Source organism: Nonomuraea sp. NPDC003754, from assembly GCF_053605785.1.
This window is the reverse complement of the sequence record NZ_JBSGJX010000027.1, coordinates 26136-46012: the sequence shown is the minus strand read 5'-3', so window position 1 is coordinate 46012 and position 19877 is coordinate 26136. Positions and strand designations below refer to the sequence as shown.

At 68.6% G+C, this 19877-nt stretch carries 19 protein-coding genes; 1 reads left to right on the top strand and 18 read right to left on the bottom strand.

What is annotated here, in order from left to right; genetic code table 11:
- Window positions 1–125 precede the first annotated feature (125 nt).
- The 18 genes from dprA to ACWEVS_RS29205 all read right to left on the bottom strand — a co-directional run bounded on the left by dprA (window position 126) and on the right by ACWEVS_RS29205 (window position 18563).
- The gene (gene dprA, locus ACWEVS_RS29290) at window positions 126–1256 is read right to left on the bottom strand and encodes a DNA-processing protein DprA (protein WP_452554143.1); all 1131 of its coding nucleotides are present in this window, start codon (window positions 1254–1256) and stop codon (window positions 126–128) included.
- 1489 nt (window positions 1257–2745) lie between these two features.
- A complete protein-coding gene (locus tag ACWEVS_RS29285) occupies window positions 2746–4461 on the bottom strand; it encodes a YifB family Mg chelatase-like AAA ATPase (RefSeq protein WP_452554142.1) in 1716 nt (571 codons plus the stop codon).
- On the bottom strand, window positions 4462–4815 hold the full coding sequence (locus ACWEVS_RS29280; RefSeq protein WP_452419315.1) for a YraN family protein: 354 nt from the start codon (window positions 4813–4815) through the stop codon (window positions 4462–4464). It lies immediately after the preceding gene.
- A gap of 1068 nt (window positions 4816–5883) precedes the next feature.
- Window positions 5884–6207, bottom strand: coding sequence for a DUF2469 domain-containing protein (locus ACWEVS_RS29275; RefSeq protein ID WP_068895098.1), 324 nt, complete (start codon window positions 6205–6207; stop codon window positions 5884–5886).
- Window positions 6208–6225: 18 nt separating this feature from the next.
- Entirely contained in the window at window positions 6226–6888 is a 663-nt protein-coding gene (locus tag ACWEVS_RS29270; protein ID WP_452419191.1) for a ribonuclease HII, read from the bottom strand.
- A 30-nt stretch (window positions 6889–6918) separates the two neighbouring features.
- Window positions 6919–7488, bottom strand: coding sequence for a signal peptidase I (lepB, locus tag ACWEVS_RS29265; RefSeq protein WP_449929549.1), 570 nt, complete (start codon window positions 7486–7488; stop codon window positions 6919–6921).
- Between the two features lie 10 nt (window positions 7489–7498).
- Window positions 7499–8287 (bottom strand): signal peptidase I, encoded by a 789-nt coding sequence (gene lepB, locus ACWEVS_RS29260; RefSeq protein ID WP_452554141.1) that lies wholly within the window; start codon window positions 8285–8287, stop codon window positions 7499–7501.
- A 134-nt stretch (window positions 8288–8421) separates the two neighbouring features.
- Window positions 8422–8787, bottom strand: a complete 366-nt coding sequence (gene rplS / locus ACWEVS_RS29255) for a 50S ribosomal protein L19 (RefSeq protein ID WP_354920090.1) — start codon at window positions 8785–8787, stop codon at window positions 8422–8424.
- Window positions 8788–8913: 126 nt separating this feature from the next.
- Entirely contained in the window at window positions 8914–9687 is a 774-nt protein-coding gene (trmD, locus tag ACWEVS_RS29250) for a tRNA (guanosine(37)-N1)-methyltransferase TrmD (RefSeq protein ID WP_449929553.1), read from the bottom strand.
- A complete protein-coding gene (rimM, locus tag ACWEVS_RS29245; RefSeq protein WP_449929555.1) occupies window positions 9684–10187 on the bottom strand; it encodes a ribosome maturation factor RimM in 504 nt (167 codons plus the stop codon). The genes trmD and rimM overlap by 4 nt, the downstream gene beginning before the upstream one ends.
- A gap of 65 nt (window positions 10188–10252) precedes the next feature.
- The gene (locus ACWEVS_RS29240; protein WP_354920081.1) at window positions 10253–10498 is read right to left on the bottom strand and encodes an RNA-binding protein; all 246 of its coding nucleotides are present in this window, start codon (window positions 10496–10498) and stop codon (window positions 10253–10255) included.
- A gap of 1 nt (window position 10499) precedes the next feature.
- The gene (gene rpsP / locus ACWEVS_RS29235; RefSeq protein ID WP_354920078.1) at window positions 10500–10949 is read right to left on the bottom strand and encodes a 30S ribosomal protein S16; all 450 of its coding nucleotides are present in this window, start codon (window positions 10947–10949) and stop codon (window positions 10500–10502) included.
- 276 nt (window positions 10950–11225) lie between these two features.
- Entirely contained in the window at window positions 11226–12779 is a 1554-nt protein-coding gene (gene ffh, locus ACWEVS_RS29230; RefSeq protein WP_354920075.1) for a signal recognition particle protein, read from the bottom strand.
- A 55-nt stretch (window positions 12780–12834) separates the two neighbouring features.
- Window positions 12835–13419, bottom strand: coding sequence for a GTP-binding protein (locus ACWEVS_RS29225; protein WP_449929558.1), 585 nt, complete (start codon window positions 13417–13419; stop codon window positions 12835–12837).
- A 54-nt stretch (window positions 13420–13473) separates the two neighbouring features.
- Entirely contained in the window at window positions 13474–13869 is a 396-nt protein-coding gene (locus tag ACWEVS_RS29220) for a DUF742 domain-containing protein (protein ID WP_449929559.1), read from the bottom strand.
- Between the two features lie 4 nt (window positions 13870–13873).
- Window positions 13874–14296, bottom strand: coding sequence for a roadblock/LC7 domain-containing protein (locus tag ACWEVS_RS29215; protein ID WP_354923139.1), 423 nt, complete (start codon window positions 14294–14296; stop codon window positions 13874–13876).
- Window positions 14293–17109 carry a nitrate- and nitrite sensing domain-containing protein gene (locus ACWEVS_RS29210; protein WP_452554140.1) on the bottom strand — a complete coding sequence of 939 codons (2817 nt, stop codon included), beginning with the start codon at window positions 17107–17109 and terminating at the stop codon, window positions 14293–14295. The genes ACWEVS_RS29215 and ACWEVS_RS29210 overlap by 4 nt, the downstream gene beginning before the upstream one ends.
- 335 nt (window positions 17110–17444) lie before the next feature.
- A complete protein-coding gene (locus tag ACWEVS_RS29205) occupies window positions 17445–18563 on the bottom strand; it encodes an FAD-dependent monooxygenase (RefSeq protein WP_452554139.1) in 1119 nt (372 codons plus the stop codon).
- 302 nt (window positions 18564–18865) lie between these two features.
- Here ACWEVS_RS29205 and ACWEVS_RS29200 point away from each other — a divergent pair, with 302 nt between their 5' ends.
- Window positions 18866–19867, top strand: coding sequence for an ABC transporter substrate-binding protein (locus ACWEVS_RS29200; RefSeq protein WP_452554138.1), 1002 nt, complete (start codon window positions 18866–18868; stop codon window positions 19865–19867).
- Window positions 19868–19877 lie beyond the last annotated feature (10 nt).

Below are 19877 nucleotides of genomic sequence, written 5' to 3'. Positions count from 1 at the left end.
CTGAGCGCACCTCTCCGTTGGCACGGCCGCCACCGAGCTCCGTCACACCAGCGAAGGCAATCCCAACGACCGTCACCGGCGGCCTGCAGCTCCAAGCTCCGCGTCCGTCACCGCCGCAGCCGTCATCACGGTTGGCCTCTGCGCAGTCTCCAGCCCTTGGGGACACGTTCCACGTAGCCGGCTGCGGCGAGGCCGCCCAGGCAGCTCAGCGCCGTGGTCAGATCGACGCCAGCCGAGACGGCGATCGAGGCGGGCCCCGCGCCCCCACGGCTCGGGACGGCGTCGAGGACGCGCCGGGTGGGCTCGTTCAGCGCGTCGCGGGGCAGCACGGGCCCGCGGGCCGGCACTGTGATGTCGTCGCCGATCAGACCGACCAGTTCGATCAGCTCTTCGGGCGTGGTGACGCAGACGGCGTTGCGGTCGCGGATCAGCTTGTGGCAGCCGATCGACATCTCGGAGGTGATCGGGCCTGGCACCGCGGCCAGATATCTGCCGAGAGAGACCGCGTGTCCCGCCGTGTTGAGCGCGCCGCTGCGGATGGCGGCCTCGACGACGAGCGTTCCCCGGGACAGAGCGGCGATCAACCGGTTGCGGATGAGGAAGCGCGCTCTTGTGGGATGCACGCCGGGAGGGCACTCGCTCACCACGGCGCCCTTTTCGCGTATCGCCGCGAACAGCTCGTGGTGGCCGCTCGGGTAGCAGATGTCGGTGCCGCAGGCGAGAACAGCGATGGTCGGAGCGTCGCCGACCAGGGCTCCGCGGTGCGCGGCCCCGTCGATGCCGTACGCGCCGCCTGAGACGACGGTCCATCCCGCCTCGCTGAGCGCGACACCGAACTCGGCCGCGACGTGCACGCCGTACGCGGTGGCGGCCCGCGCCCCGACCATGGCCACCGAACGCAGGCAGGAGAAGCGCAGGTCGGCCGAGCCGTGCACCCACAGGCCGAGTGGGCGGCTGTGCCCGAGCGCGTCGAGCTGGGTGGGCCACTCGGTCGAGCCTGGGATGACGAGTCGCGCGCCGGCACGATGCCCGGTTTCGAGGTCCGCGGCTGGATCAGCGATCTCCAGGCGAGCGCGCCAAGCCTGGAAGCGCCGATGGAGTTCGGCGACACGGGTCGGCCCGTGGTCGTGGAGCCTTTCGCCGGCGACGAAGTCCTCGGGCAGGGCACCTTTGAGGATGGCCTCAACGGCTGCGCCGGGCCCCTGCGAGCGGACGAGACGGCCCATGATGGGATCGCCGACGTCCGCTGCGCGCATGAGTGCCGCCCTGGCCAGGGTCTCTTGGCGGTCAGCGTGCGCGATCGAGGGCTGCGGATGCGCGCATGTATGGGGTGAGGCTGGGCCGGCGGCGGCCGGCAGTGGGCTGCCTTCTGACATGCCGTCCGGTGCGTGGTCGCCTAGCAGGGGTGTCACGGGTACGGCAGGCGTCGCGTCCGCTTCCTTGAGGCCAGGCGCTTCCTCGTGGCACGGCATTTCTTTCCAGCGTGGCCCTTCCTCGGAGTACGACACTTCGCCTTCGCGTGGCCATTCCTCAGAGCGCAACACTTCGCCTGTGCGTGGCCCCTCCTCGGGGTACGACACTTCCCCTTCGCGTGGCCATTCCTCAGAGCGCAACACTTCACCCACGCATGGCCCCTCCCCGTGGCACGACACCTCACCTGCGCGTGGCCCATCCTTGGAGCACGGCCCTTCCCCAGAAGGCAGCGCTTCCCCGGACTGCGGCCGTTCCCCAGAGCGTGGCATTCCGTCGAGGCTCGACGCTTCCCCCGAGCTCGACGCTTCCCCCGAGCTCGGGGCTTCTCCCGAGCACGGTGCTTCCCCGCAACAGGGCAGTCCCTGGGAGCGTGGTGTTTCCCGTGGGCGTGCCACGAGTTCGGCGTGACTCGCGGTGACGGAAGCGGCCATCGGTTGCGGAGACGCCTCATCCGTAGCGGGAGTCCTGGTGGACTCGGATTCGGGTGTTACCGGGACGGCGTGCTGGCCGGCGGTGGGTGGAGATGGGGGCGTGGCGTCCAGGCCGCCAGACGACGGCGGAGTCGCGGGAAGCGGGTCCGTCCCCGCAGGATGGGATGCCGGTGTGGGACACGACGAATCGTTCGGCAGCGCGGGGTCTGACAGCGTGCGCTCGGTCAGTGTGCGCTCGGTCGAGGGTGGGAGCGTCGAACCTCCAGGGGTGCGAGCAGGCAGGCCGAGGGGCGTGAGCTCTGGTGCTGTTCCGCCGGATGGCCGCGTGAGATCCGGCCGCGGTCCTCCGGATGGCCGCGTGGAATCTGACCACGTCCCCACGGATGGCTGCGTATGGTCTGGCTGCGTTCCCTCAGATGGCGCGGGGGCTGTCGGTGTGTGGGCACATGACGGTGATGTGGATGGCGCGGGGACTGTGGGCGTGTGGGCATGTGGCGCCGATGCGGTCGGGGTGGGGTTCGGTGGTGGTGAGGGCTTGGGCGGCTCACGCCACACCGGATCGGTCGAAAGTGGCCTGCTTGGCGCCTCTTCGTCGCGATGGGTCCGCGAGGGGTCCTCGCCGTCCGGGGTCGAGGGGGTGGGGCTGCTCATGTCGGCGTGCTCCCTGGTGGTGTGGGTGGAAGTGCCGGAGAGCGTCGCTGCTACCGGCAGGATGACGCTCCGAATGGCGTGTGGTGGGCTCAGTGAGCCCGTGTGACGAGGTGGCGGTGTTGCTGCAGTGGCGGCTGTGCCCGCTAACCGCAGTTGGCTCGGGGCGGCTTCAGGACGGCGGCGGAAGGTGTCAGCCGACGCCGAGCCACATGGCCAGGGCGGCAGCCGTCTCGTCGGTTCCAGGACGGTTTTTGCCGGCGAGGTCCGTGATCGTCCAAGCCACCCGTACGACACGGTCGAGCCCGCGGGCGCTGAGCGAGCCCGAGTCGAGGCAGGCCGTCATCGGGCGCATGGCATGGTCGGACGGACGGAAGTCGGAGTGGAGAGCCGCTGAGGGGATCTCGGCGTTCGTTCGCCAGGGGGTGTCGGCGAGGCGTTCGGCGGCACGTTCGCGGGCGAGCCTGACGCGTTCGGCGACGACCTTGCTGGTCTCGACGAACTGGCGGTCGGCCATGAGCTCACGCCGGCTGGAGCGGGCCACTGTGATCTTCATGTCGATGCGGTCGAGGAGCGGTCCGGACAGCCTGGCCAGGTAGCGGCGCCGTACGGCGGGCGAGCAGCGGCAGGACTCGCCCGAGCCGGCTGGTTGGGCGCACGGGCACGGGTTGGCCGCCAGGACCAGCGTGAACTTCGCCGGGAAGGTGACGGTGCCCACCGATCGTGACACGGTCACTTTCCCTGCTTCCAACGGCTGGCGCAACGAATCCAGGACGTGTCTCGGGAATTCCGGCGCCTCGTCGAGGAAGAGGGTGCCGCGGTGGGCGAGGGAGACGGCGCCAGGGCGGACCACGCTGCTGCCGCCGCCGACGACCGAGGCGATGCTCGCCGTGTGGTGAGGGTTCACGAACGGCGGACGGCTGATCATCGGGCTGTCGGGCGGCAGGACTCCGGCGATCGAGTGGATGGCGGTGACCTCCAGGGCATGGTCGATCTCGAGGTCGGGCAGGAGCGTGGGCAGGCGTTCGGCCAGGAGCGTCTTGCCCGTGCCGGGCGGGCCGAGCATCCAGAGGTTGTGGCCTCCGGCGGCGGCCACTTCGAGGGCGCGGCGGCCCAACGGCTGCCCGACCACGTCGGACAGGTCGACACCGGGGTCCGGGCCGGTGAGCGGACCGCTTGAGGCGGTGCCCACGACGTATCCGGACGAGGACGGCGTGCCGTCGTCTGAGGTGGCGTCCGGCGAGCGATCGGCGAGCGTGCGTACGGAGCCGCCGGATGGACGGGACACGCCTGACGATGTGGGGCGGAGGCGGTGCTGCTCGTGTGCATGCCGTACGGGAGACGCGTCTGTTGCAGCTGAGGGATCGGGGGTCGGGATGTAGCGCGGTGGCGCGTCGCCTCGGCGCAACCATTCCACGAGCTGGCGCAGGTCGGTGATGGGCACCACAGTGACGTCGGGGACGAGGGCGGCTTCGGCGGCGTTCGCGGCGGGGACGACCACGGTGGCGCCGCCGCTGCGCACCGCGCCGAGCACCGAGGGCAGCACGCCTCGAATGGCGCGGAGCCGTCCGTCGAGCCCCAGTTCGCCGAGGAAGAACGGCTCCGCGATCCGGTCGGCCGGTACGGCGCCCGCCGCGCCCAGGATCGCGATGGCGATGGCCAAGTCGAACTGGCTTCCACGCTTGGGGAGGCTGGCAGGGAAGAGGCTGACGGTGATGCGGGCGTCGGGCCAGGGGTAGTGGCTGTTGACCATCGCTGAGCGCACCCGGTCGCGGGCCTCGCTCAGCGCGGTGTCGGGCAGGCCGATGAGGTGGATGCCGGCCAGGCCGCTGCCGACGTCGGCCTCGACCTCGACGCTGCGGCCGGCGACGCCGATGAGGGTGACGCTGCGGGTGCGCGCGACCGCCATCTAGATCGCCCCCTGAACATGGCGCAGCGCGAAGTCGCCGCCGATCCGTTCCAGGGCGATGACGTCGACGCGGACGGAGTCGAAGCCGCGGGACTGGGCGGCCAGCCACGTGGCGGCGAGCATGCGCAGGCGGGCCAGCTTGGCGGGGCGCACGGCCTCCAGCGCGGTGCCGTGGGTGCGGCCCGACCTGGTTTTGACTTCGATGACCACGAGGTTCGTGCCGTCTACCGCGATGACGTCGATCTCGCCGTGGCGGCAGCGCCAGTTTCGGTCGAGGATCTGCATGCCCTTGGCGCGCAGGTAGTCGACGGCGATCTGCTCGCCTTGTTTGCCCAGCTCGTCTTTGGATGACATGGGATCACCTCCGGTGGTGACTCTTCCGGAGGGTGGGTGGGGTGGAAGGAGGCGAACGGGGTTCTGTGGATGGGGCGGCGGGGCGGTGACCGGGGTGTGGATAACGGACGCTTGTCGGGGGTGTCCGGGAGTTCTGGAGCCGGGGCGGAGCGAAGGGATGAGGGCGGAGACGGTCTGGTCGAGCGGCCCCTGCGCAGGGTGGGGACCGGCAGAGAGGCCCCTGCGCGGGGTGGGGACTGGCAGAGAGGCGCGGGCGGACAGTTCATGGGGGCGGGCGGACTGCTGGAAGTCCCGAAGCACGGGCAGATGACGGGCACGTTGGCCGGCGGGACCAGCGGGTGGCCGGGAGGTCCCCGGGCCAGGGGCTCAGGGGTCGAAGCCAGCAGGCGACCGGTCGGTCGGGGCATGTGAGCAGCCCGTTCCTCGGGCGTCGGCAGGTGACCGGCCGGTCCGAGTCCGCGGTGCGGGCGGGTGGGCAAGGGCTCCATCGTGGCGAGCGAGCGGTGGCCGGTGCCGGGTGAGGTGCCCGCCCGGCGCGTGTGATCCGGCATCCGGAGAGGAGTGCAGCCTTTCCGACATGCTGGAGCGCAGGCCGGTCCTGACGCTTCGGCGGGCGCGAGAGGCCGCTGGATCGATCGACAGGTGGCAGGAGAAGTTCCGGTATTCACGGGGGTCTCGAGGGCCGCGAACGTCGGGAAGAGGCCACCCGCAACCACCCAATAGAGCGCCACAGCTGTCTACCCGAGGGCCGCCGTCTCCCAGACCCTGGCCGCCCGCGAGGATCGGGCGCCATCTCTCAGACACGTGCCACCCACCAAGAGCGACACCTCAGAGACCCGTCGCCCACGGAAAGCGACCCCATCTCGCCCGCCCGGGAAGACGACGCCGCCTCTCAGACCTGGCCCCCCTGAAGACCCGCGCCATCGCTCAGAGATACCCGCCACCCACCAGGAACGACACCTCAGAGCCCCCCGCCCGCGGGAAGCGACTCCATCTCGGCCGCCCGGGGAAGGCGACACCGCCTCTCGAACCTCCCCCGATCTGCGGCAGCGAGGAGGAGTCGGCCGCCTAGCCCGAGAAGCCCTCCTTGGGCATCTCCAGGTCCGACTTGGCGAGTTCCTCGACGTTCACATCCTTGAACGTCACCACCCGTACATTCTTAACAAACCGTGCAGGCCGGTACATATCCCAAACCCAAGCATCCTGCATCTTCACGTCGAAGAACACGTCCCCGTTCTCCGCCGTCCGCACGTCGAGATCCACCGAATTCGTCAGATAGAACCGCCGCTCGGTCTCGACGACATACGTGAACAGCCCGACCACATCACGGTATTCGCGGTAAAGCTGCAGCTCCATCTCGGTTTCGTATTTCTCGAGATCCTCTGCGCTCATCCCGGTCCTCCAGCCTGATCAGGCAACTCCTGCCCCCACTCCATTCTCCCCCACGAAAGTCCGTGACACCGTCACGAAGGAGAAGCGGTGGTGGGAGCACGGCCCGTGCGCGCGCAACGCCCGCCGATGGGCCGGAGTCACATACCCCTTGTGCTCCGCGAAGCCGTACTCGGGAAAGTCCGAGGACAGCTCCGTCATGATCCTGTCCCGCGTCACCTTCGCCACGATGGACGCGGCGGCGACGCAGGCCGCTACCTGGTCCCCCTTCCACACGGCCAGCGACGGCGCGGGCAGCCCGGGCACCGGGAAGCCGTCGGTGAGGATGTATCCGGGAACCATCGGCAACCGCGCCACCGCCCGCCGCATTCCCGTGACGTTGCACTTGTGCAGTCCGCGCGCGTCGATCTCGGCCGGGGGGATCACGATGACGGCGACCTCGGCCGAAGCCATGACCTTGTCGTAGAGTGCCGACCGCGTCTCGGGCGTCAGCAGCTTGGAGTCGGCCAGCCCGGGGATCTCCCGCCGGAGGATGACGGCCGCCACCACCAGGGGTCCCGCACAGGCTCCCCTGCCCGCCTCGTCGACTCCGGCGATCGGGGTCAACCCCCTGCGCGCCAGCGCCCGCTCGTAGGCGTAGAGCCCGGAATCGCGCCGGACAACGCTAGGACGTGGTCGAAACATGACACACGCAGCGTACGCCTCATCCGCGACTCACCGCACCTTGTCGAAGATCTCGGGCCGGCTGAGGATCGTGGCGTGCGAGAGCGGCCAGTAGATGGCCCATGCCCGGCCGATCACCTGGTCCTCGGAGATCCATTCGCCGGCTTCGCGCACGTGGGTCCTGGAGTCGACGGAGGCGGAGCGGTGGTCGCCCATGAGCCAGAGCTTGCCCTGCGGCACGGTGTAGGAGAACTTCTCCCCCGAGGGGAAGTCGTCGGGGAACAGGTAGTTCTCGTCGAGCGGAATCCCGTTGACCGTGATGCGCTTCTTGGCGTCACAGCACGCGACCTTGTCGCCGCCGACCGCGATGACCCGCTTGATGGTGTCTTCGCCGTTCCAGCCCTCGAAGACCACGATGTCGCCGCGCTCGCTGGCGCCGTGGAGCTTGTTGACGCTCACCCGGTCACCGATCCTGAGCGTGTTCTCCATCGATTCGGAGGGGATGTAGAACGACCGCACGACGAACGCCTGCAGCAGCAGCGCCACGCCGACGCCCAGCGCGATCAGGAAGAGCGTCTCCCTGAGCCCGCCTTTGCGCTTGTTGCTCTCTTCAACTGCCATGGGGGTACGGCTACCGCCTCGCAAGCCAGCGTCGGCGCAGCCAGAACAGCGGCAGGGAGCCCGCGAGTCCGGCCAGGGCCGGTGCGGCCCCCTCCAGAGCGCCGACGGGCTGCGCGAACGTTTCGGGGATGGACAGGGTCGTGGCCCTGGACAGGGGCCAGATGATGACGAAGGCCCGGCCGATGACCTGGTCGACAGGGATCGAGCCGCCACCGGGGCCGGAGGTGTGCTCGCGGGAGTCGAGCGAGACCTGCCGGTGGTCGCCCATCACCCAGAGCCGTCCTTCGGGCACCTTGGCCGTGAAGAAGTTCTGGGAGGGCACGTTGCCAGGATAGAGGTAAGTGGATTCGTCCAGCGCGACGCCGTTGACCGTGACACGCCCCTTGACGTCGCAGCACGCGACGGTGTCGCCGCCGACCCCGATGACTCTCTTGATGTAGTCCTTGGTGCCCGGCACGACGCCGATGGCGGTGCCCAGCCACTGGAGGGCGGCGGCGAGGGGATGGGCGGGCGGCCTGTCGGGGGCGGCCGGATCCCACGAGCCGGTGCCGGAGAAGACGACGACGTCGCCGCGCTCGACGTCGCGCGTGTGGTACACGACCTTGTTGACCAGGACCCTGTCGTTGGTCAGCAGGGTGTTCTCCATCGACTCCGACGGGATGTAGAACGCCTGGAGCACGAAGGTCTTGACGATCAGAGCCAGCGCCAGCGCCATGACCACGAGCACCGGGAGTTCTTTCCAGAACGACCCTTTTTTCCTGGCGGACGCGTCCGCCGTGTTCCGGCTCTCGCTTTTCATCGCTGATGAGCCTAGATGAAGGCCATACCCCACGGAGGGCACACGCGCCCCTGGGTCGCCTCACCTGAAGGAAATGCCCGCGCAAAGCGCCACGGCCCCGTGACCTGCTGGTCACGGGGCCGTGGGGCGAGGACTCACTTGCCGGCGGGCACGCTGTCACGCTTCTCGCGGATGCGGGCGGCCTTGCCGCGCAGGTCGCGCATGTAGTAGAGCTTGGCGCGACGGACGTCACCGCGGGTGACGAGGGTGATCTTCTCGATGACCGGGCTGTGGACCGGGAAGGTGCGCTCGACGCCGACGCTGTAGCTGATCTTGCGGACCGTGAAGGTCTCGCGGGCGCCACTGCCCTGGCGGCGGAGCACGAAGCCCTTGAAGACCTGGACGCGGGAGCGGTTGCCTTCAACCACTCGGACGTGCACCTCGAGCGTGTCACCGGGGCGGAAGGCCGGGACGTCGCTGCGCAGGGTGGCCTTCTCGAGCTCCTGGATCTTCGTGTGCATGAGAGCGTTTCCTCAACGTTTCGCGAGCATGCGGAGGTCCACCCGGCAGCGCCATGGCGCTGCGACGAGGGGGACACGCCTGCTGGTTGGATGAATCAGGTGGCCGACGGCGGGCACACCAGCGATTCAGTCTGCCACATCTTCCGGCTCGGCGCGAAACGAGAGCAGCAGCTCACGGTCGCGCTTGTCGAGGTCGGCGGCGTCGAGCGCCTCGACCAGGTCGGGCCGGTTCCTCATCGTACGGCGCAGCGCCTCGTCCCTACGCCATCTGGCCACCTTGCCGTGGTGTCCGGACAGCAGCACGTCGGGCACCTGGCGCCCGCGCCAGACCGGCGGCTTGGTGTAGACGGGCCCCTCCAGCAGGTTGCGCATCGCGCCGGGGGCGAAGGAGTCGTCGACCGCGGAGTGGGCGTTGCCGAGCACGCCGGGCAGCAGCCTGCCGATCGCCTCGACCATGACCAGGACGGCCACCTCGCCGCCCGCCAGGACGTAGTCGCCGATGCTGACCTCGTCGACGCGCAGGCGCGTGCCGTACTCGGCCATGACGCGGGAGTCGATGCCCTCGTAGCGGCCGCAGCAGAACAGCAGCCACGGCTCGTGGGCCAGTTCCTGGGCCAGTTCCTGGGTGAAGGGGCGGCCGCTCGGGGTGGGCACCACCATGCGGGGCGCGCCGTCGCCGATGATCGAGTCGATCGCCTCGCCCCAGACCTCCGGCTTCATGACCATGCCGGGGCCGCCGCCGTAGGGGGTGTCGTCGACGGTCTTGTGGACGTCGTGGGTCCAGTCGCGCAGCTGGTGCAGCCGCACGTCGAGGGTGCCGCGCTCGCGCGCCTTGCCGATGAGGGAGACGTCGAGCGGGGAGAAGTACTCGGGGAAGATCGAGACGATGTCGAGCCTCATGACAGCAGGCCCTCCGGCGGATCGATGACGATCCTGCCCCCGGCCGGGTCGACCTCGGGCACGAGCGCCTTGACGAACGGGACGAGGACCTCGTCGGCGCCCGCCCGCCGGACGACGAGGAGGTCCTGGCCGTGGTGGAGGACGTCGGTGACCTCGCCGACCGGCTCGCCGGCGACGGTGACGACGGACAGCCCGATCAGCTGGTGGTCGTGGAACTCGTCGGGGTCGTCGGAGGGCGGCACGTCTGCCGAATCGATGACCAGCATGGTGTCGCGCAGGTCTTCGGCGGCCTCGCGGGAGGAGACGCCCTCGAAACGCACCAGCAAAATGCCCTTGTGCCAGCGGTGACCGGTGATCGACAGCGGCCCGCGCGCGGCGGGCTCGGTGGCCAGGGACGATCCCGGGGCGAAGCGCAGGTCAGGATCGTCGGTGCGGACCTCGACGGTCACCTCGCCGCGCACCCCGTGGGGGCGGCCGATCCTGCCGACGACTAGCTGCACGTGTTCTACCTTCCACGAAAAACGGCCCCCACCGGCCAGGCCGGTGGGGGCACGACACTCCTCGGTCAGCGGACGGTCTCGTGCAGGTCGAGCAGATCGACCCGCACGTACTTGCCGTCAGCCAGGGCGTTGATCACGGTGCGCAACGCCTTGGCCGTGCGGCCGCCGCGACCGATGACCTTGCCGAGGTCCTCGGGGTGGACCCGGACCTCGAGAACGCGCCCGCTGCGAATGCGGCGGGCACGGACCCGGACGTCGTCGGGATTCTCGACGATGCCCTTCACGAGGTGCTCCAGGGCCTCCTCAAGCATGTCAGGCCTCGGCCGGAGTCTCAGCGGACGCCTCAGCAGCGGGCTCCGCGGCCTCTTCCTTCTTCTTGGCCTTCTTCGGCGTGGTGGCGGAGGTGCCGGTGTCGCCACCGGACAGCGCCTCCTTGGCCGCGGCCTCGTAGACGGCGTGACGGTCGGCCTTCGGCTCGGCGACCTTCAGCGGCTCAGGGGCGGGCTCGCCCTTGAACTTCTGCCAGTCGCCCGTGAGCTTGAGCAGCTTGAGAACCGGCTCGGTCGGCTGCGCGCCGACACCCAGCCAGTAAGCGGCACGCTCGGCGTCGATCGTGATGAGCGAAGGGTTCTCCTTCGGGTGGTACAGGCCGATCTCCTCGATCGCCCGGCCGTCACGCTTGGTGCGGCTGTCGGCGACGACGATGCGGTACTGCGGGTTGCGGATCATGCCGAGCCGCTTGAGCTTGATCTTGACTGCCACTGGTGTGGTCTCTCCTGCATTAGAGCGTGGGTGAGCCTCGCCTCGCCGAGTGGGGCACGGCGGAGTGTCGGCCCGAGGGACAGGCGTGACCGGCGGGAGATGAGAGGGCACCCACCTGGTCACGGTGTTCCAACATGTCATTCTGCCAGATCCACGGCAGTGGCCGAACCCGACACGGACTTCAGCGGAAACTGACGCCCAGCTGCTGCAGCACGGTGAGGGCCGAGATGGCGAGCACGAGGACCGCGACGACCACTCGTGCCCGCTTGCCGAAGATCACTGCTGGCCCGGCAGCTTCAGCTTGGAGGGGTCGAAGCCCGGCGGCAGCTCCATGCCCTTGGGGAGCTGCCCCCCCAGCGCGCCGAGGTTGCCGAGCGCGCCGCCCACGGCGGGCTTCTCCTCGGCGGAGTTGGCCTTGCCCAGCGCCGCCTTGCGCGGGTCGCCGCTGATGCGCCGCCCCTTCTTGGCCTTCTTCTGCGCGGCCTTGGCCGCCTTGCCCCTGCCGCCCGGCATGCCGGGGATGCCCATGCCCCCCGCCATGCGCTTCATCATCTTCTGCGCCTCGAAGAAGCGGGTGACCAGGTTGTTGACCGCGGTCACGGACACGCCGGAGCCGTTCGCGATGCGCGCCCTGCGCGACCCGTTGATGATCTTCGGGTCCTGCCGCTCGGCGGGCGTCATCGAGCGGATGATGGCGGCGATGCGGTCGAGGTCGCGGTCGTCGATGGAGTTGATCTGGTCGCGCATCTGCCCCATGCCGGGCATCATGCCGAGCAGGTTCTTGATGGGCCCCATCTTCTGGACCATCTGCATCTGCTCGAGGAAGTCCTCGAGGGTGAAGTTCTCGCCCGAGGTGAGCTTGCCCGCCATCTTGGCGGCCTGCTCCTCGTCGAAGGTCTTCTGCGCCTGCTCGATCAGGGTGAGGATGTCACCCATGTCGAGGATGCGGGAGGCCATCCGGTCGGGGTGGAAGGCGTCGAAGTCCTCGAGCTTCTCACCCGTCGAGGCGAACATGATGGGTCTGCCGGTGATGTGGCGCACCGACAGGGCCGCGCCGCCTCTGGCGTCGCCGTCGAGCTTGGTGAGCACGACGCCGTCGAAGCCGACGCCCTCCATGAAGGCCTGCGCGGTGGTGACCGCGTCCTGACCGATCATGGCGTCGACGACGAACAGGACCTCGTCGGGCGAGACCGCGTCGCGGATGTCGGCGGCCTGCTTCATCAGCTCCTGGTCGATGCCCAGGCGGCCGGCGGTGTCGATGATGACGATGTCGTGCTGGCGCTGCCTGGCGAAGTCGATGGACTCCCTGGCCACGGCGACGGGGTCGCCCACGCCGTTGCCGGGCTGCGGCGCGTAGACGGCGACCTGCGCCCGCTCGCCCACGACCTGCAGCTGGGTGACCGCGTTGGGCCGCTGCAGGTCGGCGGCGACCAGCATGGGCGCGTGCCCCTGGTCGCGCAGCCACTTGGCCAGCTTGCCGGCCAGCGTCGTCTTACCGGCGCCCTGCAGGCCGGCCAGCATGACGACGGTCGGCGGCGTCTTGGCGTAGCGGAGCCTGCGGGTCTCCCCGCCCAGGATCGCGATCAGCTCGTCATTGACGATCTTGACGACCTGCTGGGCGGGGTTGAGCGCCTGGGAGACCTCGGCGCCGCGGGCCCGCTCCTTGACATGGGCGACGAAAGCCTTGACCACCGGCAGCGCGACGTCGGCCTCCAGCAGCGCGATGCGGATCTCGCGCGCCGTGGCGTCGATGTCGGCGTCGGACAGCCGACCCTTGGATCGGAGGGAGGAGAAGACCGATGTCAGCCGGTCGGAAAGCGTCTCGAACACGTGGTTGGCCAGTCCTCGAAGCGAATATGCGTGGTCTTGCGACTCAGCCTAACCGCTATTGGAGACCGGGGACGGCCATGCGGATGGTCAACGCGTGCTCCACCAGGGTGATCAGCGTGCTCTTGACCGAGTCGCGGGCGCGTGCGTCCAGCCTGACGATCGGGATGTGCTGCGACAGCGTGAGGGCGTCGCGCACCTCCTCCTCGGCGTGGACCTGCTGGCCGTCCCAGCCGTTCAGGCCGACGACGAACGGCAGCTTCGCCTCCTCGAAGTAGTCGATCGCGGGGAAGCTGTCGGCGAGCCTGCGGGTGTCGACCAGCACGACCGCGCCGATGGCGCCGCGCACCAGGTCGTCCCACATGAACCAGAACCGGTGCTGACCTGGCGTGCCGAACAGGTACAGGATCAGGTCCCTGTCCAGCGACACCCTGCCGAAATCCATGGCCACCGTGGTGGTGGTCTTGTTCGGAGTGAGCGACACGTCGTCGATGTGCGCCGACGCGTCGGTCATGACCGCCTCCGTGGTGAGCGGCAGGATCTCCGACACCGCGCCCACGAACGTGGTCTTGCCCACACCGAACCCGCCCGCCACCACGATCTTCGTCGAGGTCAGCCCGCGTTCAACCGGAAACATGCTCATCAGACCGCCATGTGAGGTTCGTGACCGCCGACACAGGCAGGGGCGATCTGTTGGCTAGAGCCTGCGAAGTCCACTGAGCACCCTTTCGAGCAGGTTGACGTCGGGCTTTCCAGCGTCGAGCTGTGGCTGGTGCACCCGTACCAGTCCCTCCGTCGCCATGTCCGCGATCAGTACCCTGACCACGCCGAGCGGGATCCGCAGCAGCGCCGAGATCTCCGCCACCGACCTGACGCTGCGGCAGAGCTGGCTGATGGCCGCGTACTCCGGCATGTGCGACAGGTCGCGCGGCTCCACCGTGGCGGAGGAGACCAGGGCCTCCATCGCGAACTTCACCCGCGGCGCCGTACGTCCGCCTGTCACGGCGTATGGACGGACCGGCGAAGCGGGCTCGACATGGGCGGGCTGCGGTGGCTGCCAGCCGCCGCCGGGGTTCCATCTGGGGTCCGTCACTACATCACCTGGTCTGGGTCGCACGGAGCTCGGCGCGTACGGCAGGCGTGAGCACCTGTCCCGCACGCTCCACCATCAGCGTCATCTGGTAGGCCACCAGGCCCATGTCGCAGTCGGGCGCGGCCAGCACCGCGAGGCAGGAGCCGTCGCTGATCGACATGATCAGCATCAGCCCGCGCTGCATCTCGACGATCGTCTGGGCGACGGGTCCTCCTTCGAAGACCCGTGCCGCCCCCTGCGTCAGGCTGATCAGGCCTGAGGCGATGGCGGCCAGCTGGTCGGCGCGGTCAGTCGGGAATCCGGCGGAGGCCGCCAGCGGCAGGCCGTCCGAAGAGACCACCACCGCGTGGGCGACTCCGGGAACGTTGCTGACGAAGTCGGTGATCAACCAGTCGACTCCGCGTGCCGCGTGGCTCAGGTCGTTCACTCGTCCTCCTCCCTGCTATCAACGGTTCGCGGACCGCCCGGGTAGCGGCCCTCGCTGATGTCGTCACGTGCGGCTCTGAAGCCCTGCTGGAAGCTTGAGAACCTGTTGCGCACCCGCTCCGGCGAGATCGCCGGCATGGGCGCGACGCCCTTGGGCGCCGCGGTGTCGGCGGAGCCGGGGACCAGGTTGGCCCTCGGTACCCGCTTGGGCAGACCCGCGGCGGTGGAGCCGTCCTTGACGGGCTCGCGTACGGCTTCCGCCGCCGACCAGCCCGCGTCGGCCTTGGACGTGTCCCATTCTTCGCCCTTGTCGAACCACGCCGACTCGACGGAGGCGAAGATCGGCAGGAACTCGTCACCTGTGGTGCCCTTCACCTGAGGGATGGGCCCTGTCGGGTTGGACTCGACCTCGGAAACGTCATAGCCTCCTGCGCCAGGTGCGGCGAGCGGCTTGTTCTGGAACGACCACGTGGAGGGCGGGTCGGACGGCGACGCCTCGGGCCAGGCTCCCTTGCTAGGCGTCCACACGTCAGCCTCGCCGCTGTCAAAGGTGCCGCCCGCTACGCGAGGGCCCGAGGCCCACGCGCCGCTCTCGGACGGCCACTGCGCCTTGCCTGGCTCGGAGGAGGGCCACTGCGGCGCGCCGCCGTCCGCAGAGGGCCACTGCGCATCTACCTCCGACGGCCACTGCGCCGAGGACGGCCACGCATTCGCGCCGCCCATATCGGCGCCGCTCCAGCTCGGGACGGGGCCCGGGTCTGAGGACCAGCCAGCGGACCCGCCCATGCCTGCGCCAGGCTCCGAGGCCCACCCAGGGCCGGTGTCGGCGGTGAACGCGGCGGGCCGCTGTCTGTCGGGCGCCCAGCCGACGGGCGCGTGCGTCTCCCCGCCCCTGGCGCCCGTGCCGGCCATCGCGCCCGATCCGGCCATCGCCGGGGTGGTCCCGCCGAGCAGCGCCTCGGGAAGCAACACCATCGCGGTCAGGCCGCCGCCACCGTGAGGGCGCAACTGCACCCTGACCCCGTGGCGATGGGCCAGCCTCGCGACCACGAACAGGCCCATGCGACGCGACACCGAGACGTCCACGGTCGGCGCGTCGCTCAGGCGCTCGTTGGCGTGGACCAGCTCCTCCTGCGTCATGCCGATGCCGGAGTCGGTGATCGACACCATCATGCCGCCGCCGTCGATTCTGTTGCCCGACACCACGACTTGGGTCTCGCGGGGAGAGAACGCCAGCGCGTTCTCGACCAGCTCGGCCAGCAGGTGGATGACGTCGTTGACGGCCTGGCCGGCGACGGCCGCGCCGCCCGGCACCTGGAGGTTCACCCTGTCGTAGTTCTCGACCTCCGACAGCGAGGCGCGGGCCACGTCGACCAGCTGCACCGGCTGGCTCCAGCGGCGCGGCGGGTCCTGTCCGGCGAGGACCAGCAGGTTCTCCGAGTTGCGGCGCATGCGGGTGGCCAGGTGGTCGAGCTTGAACAGGTTCGCGAGCCGCTGCTCGTCCTGCTCGCCCTGCTCCAGGCCGTCGATGAGGGTGATCTGCCGCTCGACGAGCGTCTGGCTGCGGCGGGAGAGGTTGACGAACATGGCGTTGACGTTGGCGCGGAGCTTGGACTCCTCGCCGGCCAGCCGTACGGCCTCGCGGTGGACCTCGTCGAACGCCCTCGCGACTTCACCGATCTCGTCGAGCGACTCGACACCGATGGGCGGCACCTTGACCTGCGCGGTGGTGTCTCCCCTTTCGCGCAGGTCCTGCACCGTCTGCGGCAGGCGCTGTCCCGCGATGTGGAGAGCCTCGCTGCGCAGCCTACGCAGCGGCTTGATGAGGGATCTGGCGATGAGGGAAATGATCGCGAGCACCGCTACGAGCAGGATGACGACAAGGCCGGCCGAGATGAGGGCGGCGCGTCTGGCGTCCTCTTCCAGCACCTTCGCGCGGATGATGACGGACGACGAGATGGATTTCTCCACCGTGCGCATGCCGTCGATCTTGCCGGTGATGGACTTGAACCAGGTCTCCACGTCTCGCGAAGGGCGACTGGTGATGGCCAGCCTGCCGCCCTCGGCTGCCTGCGCGACCGACCTCAGCCTGAACAGCTCGGACTGGTCGACGTTCTGTCCGACGACCGTGTTCCTGAACAGTTCCATCTGATCGAGCGTGGCCAGTGACTCGAAAAGCTTCTGCTCACTGGTCTCGCGCGCCGCCGCCGCTGTGAAGGCGTCGAGCTCTCCCGCGTCGAACCCGCGCCGCACCAGGGCGGCGGCCAGGATGCCGCGTTCCTTGGACGTCTGTTCCTTCGCGCGCGCGAGCGCGGCCCTCGCGCTCGCGCTGTCGGCGATCACGTCGTCAAGGGTGACCTGGCCAACCTGGTCGTGGAACTGCAGGAGCGTCGAGATGATTTGGGTGTACTTCTCCACCATCGGCAGCGGCAGGATCTTGTCGCTGGCCGTGGCGCGCAGGGCGCCGATCTCGCTTAACCGGCGGAGCACCGGGCGGATCGGCTCGGCGAAGTTGTCCGAGATCACCAACGCGCGGCGCTTGGCCTCCGCCACCAGTTCGTCGACGGCCTTCTGCGTCTTACGCAGCTGCGCTTGCCTGCCCCGGGGCCTGTTCTCCACGATGAAGAGAGCGGTCTCGTCACGCTCGTAACCCAGTTCGTGCGCGACGGCGCCCAGCTGCTCGCTGAACTCCGCGACCTCTCTCAGCCGCTGGTAGTCGCTCGCGTCGCTGAGGGAGTTGGCGACGCTGACGCCCCCAAGCGCGACCGCCACGGCGGTGGGGACGGCGATGAGGGCGACCAAACGTGACCGCACGCGCCAGTTGCGCAGCCGGAACTTACCGCCCGCGCTCTCATCTGAGGCTGGCGCTTGCGGCGGCGGCTCATCTAACGCGAGGGCCGTCTTGGCTCCAGCGCTCCTTGTTCTCACTTGCCTTCGCAATCTCTCGCCCACTTCGAATCAACAGCGATCGCCCATTGGATGCACGTGGGGCTGTATGTGCTCATGAGATGGAGGCTATTTGAGCACAGTCCTACAGTTTGGACCAACCGCCGCCGACACCACAACACTGACATGTAGCTACATACCAGGGGATATGCCCCGCTAGATCCCTAACGGGGCAGAGCAAGCTGGACAAAGTACTATCATTGTCAACTACATAAGTTGACGAAGCTTCCTTTCTCGCCGACGTGCAGTTCGGCGTCGAACGACCGTAGGTAGAGGTCGCGGTCAGGGAAGGCGCCGGCCAGCCTGTCACCGTACGAGACCAGCTCCTCGTGACGGACCCGGCGCGGCTCGTAACGCTCTTCGAGTAGATCATGGAGTCGATCAAGCGACGAGCCTGCTTCGCTCACCGCATCTGCGACGATCTCGGCGTCCTCCAGTGTGTAGCTCATCCCCATTCCCGTCATGGGATGGGCGCCAAAAGCCGCGCCGCCGAGCACGATGGCGCCACCTTCGTGGTAGCGGGTCGTCCGCAGTGCCGTCAGCGGAATCCTGTGCCACTGCACGGTGCCAACCTGAGCCAACACATCGTCACTCTGTGTCACGAACGGCCGCAACTTCCCCGCGAGGTCCGCTGTATCCTCGAACAGCTCGGCGTCGCGTTCAGATGTGAGGCCCACGAACGCCCTGGCCCTGTGTGCGTCGAGCGGATAAAAGTTCGCGAACAGGCCCTCTGATCCGAAGTACAGCCTGTTGTGCTCTGCCACACTGTCGACAAGTGGCAACACGGCCATCCTGACGTGGTGGGCATAGGGGATCTCACGCCCGTGTCCGCCCACGAGGGGGCGCACCGACGACCTAGAGCCGTCGGCGCCGACGACGACGCCCGCGCGCAGCGTGGGGCCGCCCACGATTGTGATCGTTTTGGTACCGCGAGGCTCGCCCGCGATCGAGCCGATTTGACTGTCGAACATGAACGTGACGCCTTGACACTCCCCCGCGACGGCCTCCACGAGCTCCTTGTAGGGAAGGATGAGGAAGCCCTCAGGCCCAAAGTCGCACAGGCCTATGGCGACTCCGTCGTGGAAGTAGCGGATGGCCTGCCTGCGAAGCGCTCCGCGCTTGGCCACCGACGGCAGGAGCCCATGCCGCTCCAAGACGCGCAGGCCAGGTGCCTTCACGAAGTCTGCACCCCTGCTGCCGATCGACGGGCCGCGCTCCACGACCACCACACGTTGTCCCCGCGCTCCGAGGAGGCACGCCAGGAAGCACCCACCGAGACCCGCGCCGACGATGACCGCATCGGCGTTTAAAACGCTGTCCACCTGTCCTCCGCACTAGGGATGTTGGCACACAGAACTACATATTTGCGATGAATGCCCGACCTATTCGACGCCCGAATTTCACCCTTTAGCGAGGAATGTCAATACTTGGGCGATATGTCCAGATCTTGCAGAAAGCCAGAATAGAGAGGGTTGTGAAAAGTGTTACCTATGTGCCACCGGTGACGCATGGTAATGCTGCTACCGTCTCTGCCTGTTGCTCGTCAGGCGCACATCGCCAGGGCGGTCCCGCCCCCTGGTTCCCCCCTCCTGACACTCCATGATTCTTGAAGGGAGTCCCCGGCATGAGGCTTGGCCGTTCCGCCAGGACCGTCATCTTCGGGTTGGCGCTGGTGCTGGGCGCGAGCGCGTGCAGTAGCGGCGGTGGCGGCTCCGCTGCCACCGCCGCACCAGCAGCCGCTTCCAGCGGCGGAGCCCTGGAGAAGACCGAACTCAAGGTCGCGGCGCTGCCCATCATCGACAACGCGGCCCTCTACGTGGCGATCAACAAGGGCCTCTTCGAGAAGGAGGGCCTAAAGGTCACCCCCGTGCCGATCCAGGCGGGCCCTCAGGGTGTCCCCATGCTGCTGAACGGCGAAGTCGATGCCATCTTCGGCAACTACGTCTCGATGTTCCAGGCGCACGACAAGGGCACGCTCAAGCTGCGCGTCCTGGCCGAGGGCTCGCGGGCGGCTCCCGACTCGCTGAGCATCATGGCGCTGCCGGACTCCCCCATCAAGACGCCCAAGGACCTCGAGGGCAAGACAGTCAACGTGCAGGTCGCGCATAATTTCCAGGAACTGGCCCTCAACCAGGTCCTGCGTGCGCACAACGTCGACCCGACCAAGGTCAAGTACGTCACGGTGACCTTCCCGGACACCATGCCCGCATGGCAGAAGGGCCAGATCGATGTGGCCTACCTGGGTGAGCCGATGGTGACTGCGGCCACCGCGCAGATGGGCGCTCGTAAGATCCTCGACCCCGCCTCGGGTCCCGCGGCCGAGTTCCCGATCTCCGGCTATGTCAGCACCCAGGACTGGTACGGCAAGAACACCAAGACCGCCGCCGCCTTCCAGCGTGCCCTCCACAACGCGGCGAAGCTGATGGAGGACAGGGAGATCGTTACCAGCATCCTTCCCACGTTCACCCAGATCGACAAGGCGACGGCCGGCTCGGTGACCTTCCCGTTCTTCTCCAGCTCGGACAACCCCGTCCGACTCCAGCGCGTTGCCGACTGGATGAAGGAGGCCGGCTGGCTCACCAACCCCATCGACGTCAAGACCATGATGTCCCCCACCTCGCAGTGAACGGGCATAT